This window comes from Bacillus aerius, from assembly GCF_029894105.1.
In the GTDB taxonomy this organism is placed as follows: Bacteria; Bacillota; Bacilli; order Bacillales; family Bacillaceae; genus Bacillus; species Bacillus altitudinis.
Genome location: NZ_JARYHO010000001.1, coordinates 2,400,013 through 2,412,476 on the forward strand (window position 1 = coordinate 2,400,013; position 12,464 = coordinate 2,412,476).

The window sequence follows — 12,464 nt, forward strand, 5'->3', positions numbered from 1 at the left end:
TCGTCCTACTTATTCAGCACTGACTAAAATTTTCACTTGATCTTTTTCATTGATTAATGCATGGAAGCCATCTTCGATCACATCGTCCAGCTTGATTTTCTTCGTGACGAGTGTATCTGCAGAGAAATAGCCTTTTCTCATTAAGTTTAATACAGATGGAAATACGTCTCTATAGCCGATGATTCCTTTGACTGTACGTTCTTTAATGACAATGTCATTCGGCATAATTTCTGCGCCTTTTTCCCAAATGCTTACAATGACTGTTTCACCTGAAATTCTAGTTGATTGGATTGCTTGCTTCAATACAACAGGTACACCTGTCACTTCAAAAGAAACATCGACTCCACCATTTGTGCGGCGTGCGATTTCTTGAACAACATCTTCATACTGAGAAGGATCTACAATGATCGCTCCAAGTTCTTTTGCTTTTTCTTGGCGCTCTTTTGATAATTCCACTGCATAAATGTCAGTAGCACCAGCTGCTTTTAATGCTTCAATGACAAGTAAACCGATTGGCCCACAGCCAAACACAGCTGCTGTATCCCCAGCTTGCACTTTACTAGAACGAACCGCATATAAAGCAACTGCAGAAGGTTCAACAAGTGCACCTTGCTCATATGAAATTTCGTCTGGTAACAAATGAAGTAATTCTTCATCGACAGATACATATTCAGAGAATCCTCCACCGCCACCAGCAAGTCCTAAGAAGCCCATGTTTTCATCTAAGTTGTAAGCACCTTGGTGCCCGTGAGTTGCAAAAATAGGTTCAACAACCACTCGATCGCCTACTTTGTAATTACTCACGCCTTCTCCAACTTCTACAATTTCACCAGAGAACTCGTGTCCCAGTGTAATGGGTGCTTTTTCTTTTGTAAGTGGATGAGGTTCATTCACAGGAATGAAAATCGGTCCGCCTAAATATTCATGTAAATCACTACCACAAATGCCGCACCATTTTACTTTCAGTTTCACTTTTCCTGGAGCAACTGTTGGTTCGTCAATTTCCTCTAGTCGAATGTCCTTTTGATCGTGCCAGCGTAGTGCTTTCATTTGTAAGACTCCTTTTCTCATCAATTTAATTAACTTACTTAAATAATGATAACATAATTTTTTTAATTTTCTAAGTAAGATGCACTATTTTTTTGACAGTCAATGGACGAAAAATGACAAAACATAGCAACAGACAAATAAGAAGCATACATAGGCAGCCAATCATGACAGAAGTACGTATCGATAAAACATGCGCCAATGCGCCGCATATTCCTGTCATCATCATCGTCAGAACAGCTTCACATAACGCATAAAAACTTGCCACTCTCCCCATAACCTCTACCGGGATATTCGTTTGATAAAAAGTCATAAAACCGGTGTTTGCAAATGCTAAAAAGAAAGCGAGAACAAAAAAGCCAGCTGCTGCGACAGTCAATGTGCTTGAAAAAGCATAGATCAAGTATCCAAAAGCCACAAACAAACTCCCCGCACCAAGCATCACTGAAATAGGCAGCCTTTCGACAATGACCGTATTGAGACATGCCCCTGCGATAATCCCTGCCCCAGCTGCACTGACAAGAAACCCATATTCGGTATTGGTCAACATCAGCACTTCCTTTGCAAAAGCTGCTTCAAGTGAGTCAATGGCAGTCGGCAGCACTGTGATGGCGGCACTAAATAATAAATACACGGCCATCACTTGCCTGGATGTGAGACTGAAACGAAACACAAGTTTTGCATCTTCCTTTAATACCGAGAGAGAAAAGCCCTTTTGTGCCCCGGCTGCTTTTGACAAAATCGGTAAACACATCGTCAAAACAGCAGATATCAAAAGGCAGATTGCATTTACATAAATTGAAAGGACTGGTGTACCAATGAGAAAAAGCAACCCTGCTACGGCGGGTCCGAGTAAAAATCCACCAGACTGAAGCAAAGATCGAATGGCATTAAACCGTTTTCGTTTATCCGCCGGGATTAGTGCTGTCATATACACCATCGAAGCTGGATGAAACATGGCTTGTGCCATATGAATGAGAAATAGCATCACATATACGATCAATAAGTGGCCTGAAAATAAGGCAAAGGGTAAACAAGCAATCAGAATGGCCCGGCATAGATCTAGACTGATCATGACATTCCGCTGATTCAGTCTATCTATTAAGCTACCAGACCAGCTATTTGTTAAAAGAGCCGAGACAGGTCTTAACATATAGACGGCTGTTACAGCAAGAACGGAGCCCGTTTCCTGAAAAATCAGCAGATGGAGAGCAATCATATAAATCCATTCTCCTATGTTCGCAATACCAATCGCTCCAAGTAACATGCTCATATCCCGCCAATGTTTTTTCATCGTGGTGCCCTCCTTTTTGTCATAAAAAAATCCCGCCCCCAAGACATTTCTGTCTTGAGGACGGGATTGACTCCGCGTTGCCACCTCAGTTCATTCACCTGTTACCAGATGAACCTTAGCAGGTTATCGCTAACCCTTCTCTATAACGGGAGAATGCCGCTGCATCACCATCACAATGAATCCGGTGCAGAGCTAAGAGGCTTGGTTCTGTAACGCTTCCCAGCTCCTTCTCAGCTTCACGGAGTTCTCTGTGTGAGGCAGCCATTACATACTCTTCTCTATTTGCGCTTTATCTTTTTTTCATCACGATCTTCAGCTGAATTGTTCTATATTGTACTGCGCCTCCGTCAAGGCGTCAATGTTTTTTCATGTTAATCCGCATAAATCATTTTTCTCGTCATGCCGCCATCAACAACCAAATCGGTTCCAGTCACAAATTGATTGTCTTCATCTGTTAAATAAAAACAAGCTTTGACAATATCCTTTGGCGTTCCTACTCGATTGGAAAGATGCTGCTGATGGTCAATTTCTCGCAGGCTTTTCTCATCCTTCGTTTCAATCCATCCAGGGGAAATGCTGTTTACTGTTATGTGATCCTGACTAAAAGAAGCAGCCAGCGCATGAGTAAGTGCTGATATCCCGCCTTTTGATGCAGCATACGCTTCTGTATGAGGCTCTGACATGGTCGCACGGGTAGATGAAATATTCACAATGGAACCGCCGTTTGGATTCTCTTTGATATAACGTGCCGCTTCCCTTGCACATAAAAAAGCACCTCGTAGGTTTGTATGCAGCACATGATCAAACTCATCAACCGTTAGCTCATAAGGCGATTTTGTACACATAACCCCTGCATTATTGATGAGAATATCGATCGTTTGATAACGAGCCACAGCAGCCGACATGATGTCTTGAATATCCTTCTCTTGTTTCACATCCGTCTTTTTAAAAAAAGCCTCAAAGGACTCCTTTTTCAGCTGATCTTCCAAGCGCTTGCCCTTCTCTTCGTCAATATCCGCAAGCACAACACGCGCCCCTTCTTTCGCATAGCCATACGCAATCGACTCACCAATTCCATTGGCTGCGCCAGTGATGACAACTGTTTTATTGTGAAAGTTCATCGTTTATCCTATCCTTTCTCTCTTGAGATGTTGTCGTCTATCATACCACTCATGTATACATGATACCTAGTCAAATGGGACATAGAAAAACCACCACCTAAATCATACATTAGGAGGGTGGTATATTTGTAATTCTCCATATTGACGACATAGTCGTTTGCTTCTTGTGTAAAGTCTGGGAAAGTTTGTGTTTATCATTCAGTCATTCTATTCGGCTCTTTTTCTGTATGACTATATTAAAAAGCAGCCTTTAGTATATCTAAGTAGTCCGCTTTCGTAACGGCACGAACATTGCTTTTTGTAGAGTTGTTTTGTTCTGCTAGTTCAGCCATTTTTTCAAAATCTTCTACTTTTACATAAGATAATTCTTTTAGTGATGGAATACCTAAATTCTTTGTGAATGTATACATACCATCCATTAATTTTTGAATCGCCACATCATCTGCATCCGTTTTATCTGCAAAGCCCATGATGTTTGCAAGCTCTATGTGCAATGATTTGTTTTCAGCTGCATTAAATTGTATGACATAAGGTAAAAACACAGCATTTGCGATACCATGAGGCGTATCATAAAGACTGCCGAGCGCTTCGGCTAAACAATGCACGGCTGCTACATCAGCGGAACCGAAGCATAAGCCAGCGAGTAAACTGCCTTCCTGCATTTTGTATCTTGCTTCTAAATCAGACCCGTCTTCATACGCCTTCGGTAAATAGGTCACAATGGTTTTCATTGCGCTTGCCCCCATCGCCTTAGAAATAGGGTTTGTTTCTTTACATGTATAGCCTTCAATCGCATGGACCAGTGCATCAACACCTGTTGCCGCTGTTATACTTTTTGGCACAGTAGAAGTAAGAGCAGGATCCAAAATAGCAATAGTTGGTCGAAGCAAGGCATGTTTTAAGGTGATTTTTTTATGTGAAGCAGCTAACGTAATCACAGATGAGCGGGTCACCTCAGAGCCAGTTCCAGCCGTGGTTGGAATACAAATTAAGGGTGATACATTTGTGTACGCCTTCTTCCCTGCTATATACTCTTCAGGATTACCGCCATTTGGACCTAATAAAGCAATGGCTTTTGCCGTATCCATTGGGCTGCCTCCACCAATCGCAATAACCGCTGATGCTTGTACTTTTCTAAAGAGCTCTGCACCCGTTAGACATTCATGATCTCTTGGGTTTGGAGATACTTGATCAAAGACGACAACGGAATAACCAGCTTCTTGCAAATACGCTTCAATAGGCGCCACCAATCCTGCGCTTTTTACACCAGGGTCAGTCACAATCATAAGTGTAGCACTAGGCAAAACAATGTCCTCTACAATAGAGGCAATATCTTTAGATTTACCGGTCCCCATGATCATTTTCGTATGACAATCATATTCAAAATTTATCATTGATTTTCTACCCCTTCATTTGTTGATTTAATCGCTTGTTTTTCTGCTCCCCACCATTCTATTCCTTTTAAACCTGGAATGGTAGAAGCGTAAAAAACAGGGTTCTTTCCTACCTTTCTTTGTCCCATGTAATCATTTAGAGCCGCAAAAGCAAATTTGCCTAAAATCGCAATGGCAACCAAGTTAACAATAGCCATAATCGCCATCGACAAGTCCGCTAACGTCCAAACGATTTGTAAGTTGGCGAGAGCACCAAACATGATCATCATTAAAACAGTGATTCGATACACGAATAGTGCGGTTACACTGTGATGAATAAAACCGATATTGGCTTCACCGTAATAGTAGCCACCTACAATGGAGCTAAATGCAAAAGTAAAGATCGCAAATGCTAAGAAAATACTAGCCCAAGAACCAAAATGCTGCGCCATTGCAGCTTGAGTAATTTCAATACCTGACAAATCACCTGCTGTTTCTACTGTTGATAGCATAATAATAAATGCTGTACAACTACAAACAACTAATGTATCAAAAAATACGCCTAATAATTGAACAAACCCTTGTTTTACTGGGTGTGAAACATGGGCAGCTGCTGCTGCATTTGGCGCACTTCCCATTCCTGCTTCATTGGAAAATAAACCGCGTTTGACACCGTTCATTATTGCAGCGCCGATTCCGCCTCCAACCATTTGCTCTAATCCAAACGCGCTTTTCATAATACTTGCCAATGCTGCGGGTACATCAGCGATATTTGTCACAATCACATAAAGTGCTAAAATAATATAAAACGAGGACATGATTGGCACAATGATTTGGGTAAAGCGGGCAATTCTCTTTACACCACCAAAAATGATGAAAGCCGTAAGAATGGTTACGAATACCCCCATACCAATCGGACTGATACCAAATGAATATCGAAAGGCATTTGTGATGGTGTTCGTTTGTACTGCATTAAAAATTAAGCCAAAACTAAGAATAACAGAAAAGGCAAAGATCCTACTTGGCCATTTCAGTCCAAATTGCTTTTGTATATAATAGCCTGGCCCCCCTTTAAAACCATCACTTGTTCTCACTTTATATATTTGAGCGAGTGTGCTTTCGACAAATGCAGAAGCTCCCCCTAAAACTGCTGCAAACCACATCCAGAAAATAGCTCCAGGACCACCAACTGTGATAGCAATAGCAACACCTGCCATATTTCCAGTTCCAATCCTCGTCGCTGCTCCGATAAAGAAAGCTTGCATTGAAGAAATGTCTTGACTCCCTTTTATTTTTGGGGCTTTTTCAAAAATAGAACGGAAGATCTCTTTTAGTAAGACAATTTGCATAAACTTCATTCTCACCGTAAAGTAGATTCCAATCCCTATTAACATAACGACTAAAATATATGTCCATAAAAAGTCATTTATTGAATTGACAATCGTTTCAAACAAAGCCATCCCCCTATAAGATCTGAACATTCTAAATAATGAAAGCGCCTACTTTTATCATAGTAAAAATGTTATGATCTATCTATAGAAGTTTTCTGATTGCATCAATCGGCTCACCCGATTTAGGAGGAATTGACGTTGGAAATAAAGCAACTGATGATGTTCCAAACAGCATCAAAAGTATTAAACTTTACAAAAACAGCACAAATACTTGGCTATGCTCAATCTAGTATCACGGCAAATATCGCTGCATTAGAAGAAGAGTTAGGAACCCCTCTTTTTGAAAGGCTTGGAAAAAGGGTAATTTTAACAGAAGCTGGTATGAAGTTTCAAGATTATACGGATAAGATTTTAGGTTTAACAGGAGAAGCATTAGAGGCTGTTGGCGGGATGAGTGAGCCAAGCGGCATTTTGAGAATATGTGCATCTGAAACACAATGTACCTATCGACTTCCTCATATTTTAACGGACTTTCAAACAACGTATCCTAAAGTAGAACTGATTTTCCGTCCCGGAATAGCTGAAAAGGATGTTTTAAATCTATTACTGGAAGGACAAATTGATGTCGCCCTATTATCGATGAATCCTGTCGTATCCTCACATTTAATTGTAAGAGAATTAAAAGATGAACCGATGGCCATTGTATGCTGTCCAACAAATCCATTGAGCAAAAAACAAAAAGTATATCCTATCGATTTAGACGAGCAAAGATTGTTGTTAACTGAAGACTGCGATTATCGTTACGCCTTCGAACACTCTTTGACACAGGCAGGAGCAAAACCGAGAAGTAAACTAGAACTAGCAGATGTAGAAGCCATAAAAAAATGTGTAATGGCTGGTTTAGGAATTGCTGTACTTCCCGAAATTTCTATAAAAAGAGAAATAACAGAAGGCCATATGATTAAAATCAATTGGATGGGACCCTGTCTCACAACGAAAATCCAACTATTCTGGCATAAAAATAAATGGATGTCTCCTGCTTTGAAGGCGTTTGTTGATTTAACAGAGGATTATATCCTTCTCAATGGGTAATCTGAAATATTTATTTGGGCAGCCTTCAATTTCTTTCACCATTAAATATTAACAAGTTATCCAATCATTTAAAGTAAATCACGTGTATACAAAAAGCCCTCTACATAGCTATAGAGGGCTTTTTAGAAGAACAAAGGATTAATAGGATCTGATACTCTTCAAACCAATGATCATAAAGATCACCGTAAAAGCAATTAAAACCGTCGCATCTAATAATAAGATAGAAAGATTAACATTGCCGCTCATGATCTCACCAAAACCAGACATCATCCATGTTTGCGGTATAGTCAAAGAAATCTTCTTCATAATGTCTGGAACGATATCTAGAGGCCAATAAATACCACCCAGCATGCACGATCCTACAATGACAATTGCACTAAAGATTTCAGCTTGTTTTTTCGTTTGAGATAAAGTAGCTATCATAAACCCTAAACTTACGACAAGGCCTATAACAAATGATCCGAACAATAAAATAAGAAACAGGTTGCCTAAGTAGACATTAAAGAAAATAGATAAGATGGTCAAAAGAACACCCAATTGTATCCATCCAAGAAGGAAATATGCCATTAAATAGCCCAGAAGTACATATATTTTATGGATTGGACTCGAAAGCAATCTTTGCCATGTATAATTTTTATACTCCAAATGTATAGATGACAAAGAGCTTGAAATCGCAAACATCATAAACATAATGGTAAAGCCAAGCGGTATTAAATTTGGTTGCTGGTTTGCTTGACCATCTTGTTTTTTTTCAACCAACGAAATGGTGCCAGATTCATTTAACTTATTCAATGCAGTGGTGAGAGAAGCACTTCTCTGATCTTTCACACCGTAATTGATCTGATAAATGATCGCTGCTGCCTCTTTTAAATAGGGAGATAAGACTGCATATTCCTCAGTTTTCTTATAAACTGTCACATCAAAAATCTCTTTATTTTCTTTTAAATGGGACTCTAATTGATCAGAGACTTTAACCGACGCAATTACCTTTTCATCAGATACTAATTCTTCCGCTTCAATTTCAGACGCCTTTATCCAAAGAAATGTCGTGTTCTTTTTGAGCACTTTTAATATTTCCTGATTGAGTTCGTCTTGTTGAGGATTTTGAACAAAAGCAACTGTGGGTTTTTTTGTATCTGATGCCGCGCTGCCAAAGATAAAACTAAATATGATTGGCATAACAAATAAAAAAATGAGAGCCAATGGAGACTTTAATGTTTCTTTTAACTTTAACGTGATAATGGCTAATATTTTATGCATAGCGATGCTTCCTTTCAAAAGACATTCTTAATAAAGCAATGATGAAGAAAGCTAGTCCCATCCCACAGCTAAGTAATAATCCACTTTGAATTTCACTAAAATCAGCACCTGCCATACTTTTCAAAAACATTTGAAGTGCAAGAGAATTAGGTAAAAAATAGCTGATATTCATCACCCATTGTGGGAATAAGTATAAGGGCACCATACTCCCACCTAAAGCAGCTAACACTTGAGTTCCTAAAATCCCCACACTGTTAAACGTTTTTTCTCTATTGATAAAAGAACCAATCAACACCCCTAAACCCGCAGCATTTAATATAAAACTAAATCCGATCATAACAACAGTAAAAGGCTCTCCCCAATTCACCTTAAAGACAAAACTAGTAAATAAAATAATGACCGCAAGTTGAATCATACTCATTAAAAAAATGCCCAATAACTTTCCAATGATATAACTAGTATTGCTTAACTTTGATACTAGTAGTCTTTTATAGACTTCTTCTTCTTTTTCCTCTATCATACTGCCAACCAAGAAAACAACAGTCATTAATAAAAAAAGCACACCCATCCCGCCTGCGTAGTATTGGAAGGATGTAATCGGCTGGCTGTTGATATGAATGTTCCTTTCGTTCACTAGTTCTTTTTTCAGTTGATCAGACACGATCTCCACTTCTTTACCTTGATTCAACGGCACCAGAATACGATTCATATGATAATTTTGAAAGAATTGCAAAACCACATTTTCTAGGACCATTTCCTGTAAGCTTGAATTAGGTCCTTTCAAAATATTCAATTGCACATGATCGTGATTTAATATGCTTTTTTCAAAATTCGGCTTGATGATTGTACCCATTGTAATGTCTCTACTATTTAAATCTTTCTCTAGCTGATTTTTCGAGGTGACCTTCACTTCAAATATGTCACTGAGTTCACTCTTAGACAATGTTGAAAGAAACATTTTACTTGTAGCGGACTTATCTTGATCTGTTATTCCTACTCGAAATGAATTGATCCTAATTTCGCTATCTTTCTTCATGTTGTCTCCAAATGCTGCACCTAATATAGCAATTAATATGATAGGCATAAAAAAAAGTGTAAAAAAGCTTTTCTTATCCCTAAAAAACAATAATAGATCTTTCAGTACAACCCAAATACTCATATACTCACCTCTATTCGATCTAGTCTCGTAATTTCTTACCTGTTAAATACAAGAATACATTTTCTAAATTTGGTTCTACAACTTCTGCTGAAATTAATTGAACATTTAATGCGGTTACACCTTGAATAAGTTGACTTAGTAAATGCTGAGGATTGTCATCAAATAATTTGATTTGATTTTCCTGCACCATAAAGTCATTCAGTGGGTGGTATTCATTTATATATTGGCACACTCGCTCCATATCCTTTTGTCCTTGTTCACATTTAATCGTAAAAATGATTTCTCTTTTTTCTCCAACAAGCTCAGCCAATTCACTTAAATCACCTACCTTAATGAAAGAACCTTGATCCATAATAGCTATTTTTTCACATAGATATTCGACTTCCTCCATGTAATGACTCGTATAAATAATCGTCATTCCTTCACTATTTAGCGTTTTAACTGTTTCTAATATATGATTTCTGGATTGCGGGTCTATACCCACTGTAGGCTCATCCATTATTAATAGTTTTGGCCGATGCAAAATCGCACATCCGATATTCACTCTTCTTTTCATCCCTCCTGAGAATACTTTCACCTTATCATTCGCTCTATTGCCCAGACCAATTAATTCAAGGATTTCTTGTACTCTGCTTTTTAATTCTTCTCCTTTAAGTCCATACATTTTCCCCCAAAATGTTAAATTTTCTTTTGCTGACATATCTAAATATAAAGCGATCTCTTGCGGAACAATGCCAATCAATTGCTGTGCATGCTTTGTTTCTTTATGTAGATCAATGCCTCCAATCGTAATAGTCCCGCTCGTTGCATGTATAAGTCCTGTCATGATACCGATTAAGGTTGATTTCCCTGCACCATTAGGGCCCAACAGTCCAAATGATTCACCTTGTTTTAAGTGGAAGCTAACCCCTTTTAATACTTGTCTACCTTCATAATTTTTGATGATGTTTTGTACTTTTAGCAATCGCAATCTCTCCTCTATTCTTCCTATCTATCATAACCCTGTCCAATCATTGCCAACTATTTTATGGTATGTCTTTCAACTAAAGATCATTTTTTCCAATTTACTCATTTTACCACGTTATGAAATGCAGAAGAACAGTATAGGTCTTTTTATATTTATAAACAAAAAAACTTACAGGAAAAATCCTGTAAGTTTTTTTCGATGGATCATTATTTAGAAATCATGCCATGCGGGTCAATCACAAATTTCTTCGCCACACCCGAATCAAAATCGCTATATCCTTTAGGGGCTTGATCAAGGGAAATGACGGTTGCATTAACGGCTTTGGCGATTTGTGCTCTTCCGCTTAAAATAGATTTCATCAAGCTGCGGTGATATTGCATGACAGGGGTTTGGCCTGTCACAAAGGTATGGGCTTTGGCCCAGCCAAGTCCAATTCGCACTTTCAGAGATCCAACTTTTGCATCTTCATCCACAGCACCTGGATCTTCTGTGACGTAAAGTCCTGGAATTCCAAGCTTACCGCCAACTTTGGTAATATCCATAATTGTATTTAAAACGGTGGCTGGTGCTTCTCCTTGATCTCCATGACCTGAAGCTTCAAAGCCGACACAATCGACCGCACAGTCGACTTCTGGCTCTCCAAGGATGTTTGTCATTTGTTCACCGATTCGATCATGTTTTCGTAAATTAATCGTTTCGCAGCCAAAGCTTCTCGCCTGCTCGAGCCTTTGTTCATTGAGATCGCCGACGATGACAGCAGAAGCGCCAAGGAGCTGAGCGGAATGCGCTGCTGCAAGACCTACTGGCCCTGCACCAGCAATATAGACAGTAGAGCCTGGTTTTACGCCAGCCGAATACGCACCATGAAAACCTGTCGGGAAAATATCGGAAAGCATTGTCAAATCAAGTATTTTCTCCATCGCCTGATCTTTGTCCGGAAATTTAAGCAGCTGGAAATCAGCATATGGCACCATGACGTACTCTGATTGGCCGCCAACCCATCCGCCCATATCTACATAACCATAAGCTGAGCCAGGTCGATCGGGGTTCACATTTAAACACACATGGGTTTTTTGTTCCTTACACATGACGCAGCGACCACAGGCAATATTAAACGGAACTGATACGAGATTACCCTTTTGGATAAACTCTACATCTCGTCCAACTTCAACGACTTCACCAGTAATTTCATGACCAAGGACAAGTCCTTCAGGCGCAGTTGTGCGCCCTCTTACCATATGCTGGTCGCTCCCGCAAATGTTTGTTGTCACTACTTTTAAAATGACGCCATGCTCACACTTACGTCCAACATTGGCTTTAGGTACACCAGGGCCATCCCTTAAAACCAAATCAGGGTATCCAATATCCTCAACTGCTACATTTCCTGCTCCTTTGTAAACGACACCTTTGTTTCCCGACATGTTTTCATTCCTCCCTTTTTGTTTAAAAATGAAGTCTCTCCAAAATTCTCTCTTTCTCGGGCTTTTTCCTTCTTTTAACCGCACATTGACTCAAAAAATAAGTGACAAATGTCTATCTAGGATAGAAAAATGTATTTTCCAGTCAAATAAAAAAGAAAATATTGAAAAAAAGCTAAACATTTGCAGAACATTGTCGATATAAGGAATAAGCCAGACAGGTATCCTTAATCGACAAACAAATTCCTTATATATACTATCATTCCTTACACACCTGGCTGGCCCCTACATATGAAATGAATGCAAAAGACTCTTCTTGTGAAGAGTCTTTTTTATTGATGA

General features: G+C 39.1%; 10 protein-coding genes. 1 reads left to right on the forward strand and 9 read right to left on the reverse strand.

What is annotated here, in order from left to right; all coding sequences use genetic code 11:
- Positions 1 to 9: 9 nt before the first annotated feature.
- The 5 genes from M2353_RS12445 to M2353_RS12465 all read right to left on the reverse strand — a co-directional run bounded on the left by M2353_RS12445 (position 10) and on the right by M2353_RS12465 (position 6,295).
- A complete protein-coding gene (locus M2353_RS12445; RefSeq protein ID WP_008342621.1) occupies positions 10 to 1,050 on the reverse strand; it encodes a 2,3-butanediol dehydrogenase in 1,041 nt (346 codons plus the stop codon).
- 70 nt (positions 1,051 to 1,120) lie between these two features.
- Complete coding sequence (locus tag M2353_RS12450) at positions 1,121 to 2,341, reverse strand: MFS transporter (RefSeq protein WP_284725503.1); 1,221 nt, start codon at positions 2,339 to 2,341, stop codon at positions 1,121 to 1,123.
- Between the two features lie 371 nt (positions 2,342 to 2,712).
- Positions 2,713 to 3,462: a glucose 1-dehydrogenase gene (locus tag M2353_RS12455; RefSeq protein WP_025207689.1), complete on the reverse strand. Its 750-nt coding sequence runs from the start codon at positions 3,460 to 3,462 to the stop codon at positions 2,713 to 2,715.
- A gap of 236 nt (positions 3,463 to 3,698) precedes the next feature.
- The gene (locus M2353_RS12460; RefSeq protein WP_284725504.1) at positions 3,699 to 4,856 is read right to left on the reverse strand and encodes an iron-containing alcohol dehydrogenase; all 1,158 of its coding nucleotides are present in this window, start codon (positions 4,854 to 4,856) and stop codon (positions 3,699 to 3,701) included.
- Positions 4,853 to 6,295: an alanine/glycine:cation symporter family protein gene (locus tag M2353_RS12465; protein WP_284725505.1), complete on the reverse strand. Its 1,443-nt coding sequence runs from the start codon at positions 6,293 to 6,295 to the stop codon at positions 4,853 to 4,855. The genes M2353_RS12460 and M2353_RS12465 overlap by 4 nt, the downstream gene beginning before the upstream one ends.
- Positions 6,296 to 6,424: 129 nt before the next feature.
- Between M2353_RS12465 and M2353_RS12470 the strand changes: the two genes are divergently transcribed.
- Positions 6,425 to 7,318 carry a LysR family transcriptional regulator gene (locus M2353_RS12470; protein ID WP_284725506.1) on the forward strand — a complete coding sequence of 298 codons (894 nt, stop codon included), beginning with the start codon at positions 6,425 to 6,427 and terminating at the stop codon, positions 7,316 to 7,318.
- Positions 7,319 to 7,456: 138 nt separating this feature from the next.
- Here M2353_RS12470 and M2353_RS12475 read toward each other — a convergent pair whose 3' ends face one another.
- The 4 genes from M2353_RS12475 to fdhA form a co-directional block, all read right to left on the reverse strand.
- Entirely contained in the window at positions 7,457 to 8,578 is a 1,122-nt protein-coding gene (locus tag M2353_RS12475) for an ABC transporter permease (RefSeq protein ID WP_284725507.1), read from the reverse strand.
- The gene (locus tag M2353_RS12480; protein ID WP_284725508.1) at positions 8,571 to 9,737 is read right to left on the reverse strand and encodes an ABC transporter permease; all 1,167 of its coding nucleotides are present in this window, start codon (positions 9,735 to 9,737) and stop codon (positions 8,571 to 8,573) included. Before M2353_RS12480 ends, M2353_RS12475 begins: the two co-directional genes overlap by 8 nt.
- Positions 9,738 to 9,756: 19 nt before the next feature.
- Positions 9,757 to 10,701 (reverse strand): ABC transporter ATP-binding protein, encoded by a 945-nt coding sequence (locus M2353_RS12485; RefSeq protein ID WP_284725509.1) that lies wholly within the window; start codon positions 10,699 to 10,701, stop codon positions 9,757 to 9,759.
- Between the two features lie 209 nt (positions 10,702 to 10,910).
- Positions 10,911 to 12,125: a formaldehyde dehydrogenase, glutathione-independent gene (gene fdhA / locus M2353_RS12490; protein ID WP_284725510.1), complete on the reverse strand. Its 1,215-nt coding sequence runs from the start codon at positions 12,123 to 12,125 to the stop codon at positions 10,911 to 10,913.
- Positions 12,126 to 12,464: the final 339 nt, after the last annotated feature.

Coding starts and splice junctions, on each gene's coding strand:
- M2353_RS12445 (WP_008342621.1), bottom strand. CDS start 1,050: ATGAAAGCACTACGCTGGCACGATCAAAAGGACATTCGACTAGAGGAA.
- M2353_RS12450 (WP_284725503.1), bottom strand. CDS start 2,341: ATGAAAAAACATTGGCGGGATATGAGCATGTTACTTGGAGCGATTGGT.
- M2353_RS12455 (WP_025207689.1), bottom strand. CDS start 3,462: ATGAACTTTCACAATAAAACAGTTGTCATCACTGGCGCAGCCAATGGA.
- M2353_RS12460 (WP_284725504.1), bottom strand. CDS start 4,856: ATGATAAATTTTGAATATGATTGTCATACGAAAATGATCATGGGGACC.
- M2353_RS12465 (WP_284725505.1), bottom strand. CDS start 6,295: ATGGCTTTGTTTGAAACGATTGTCAATTCAATAAATGACTTTTTATGG.
- M2353_RS12475 (WP_284725507.1), bottom strand. CDS start 8,578: ATGCATAAAATATTAGCCATTATCACGTTAAAGTTAAAAGAAACATTA.
- M2353_RS12480 (WP_284725508.1), bottom strand. CDS start 9,737: ATGAGTATTTGGGTTGTACTGAAAGATCTATTATTGTTTTTTAGGGAT.
- fdhA (WP_284725510.1), bottom strand. CDS start 12,125: ATGTCGGGAAACAAAGGTGTCGTTTACAAAGGAGCAGGAAATGTAGCA.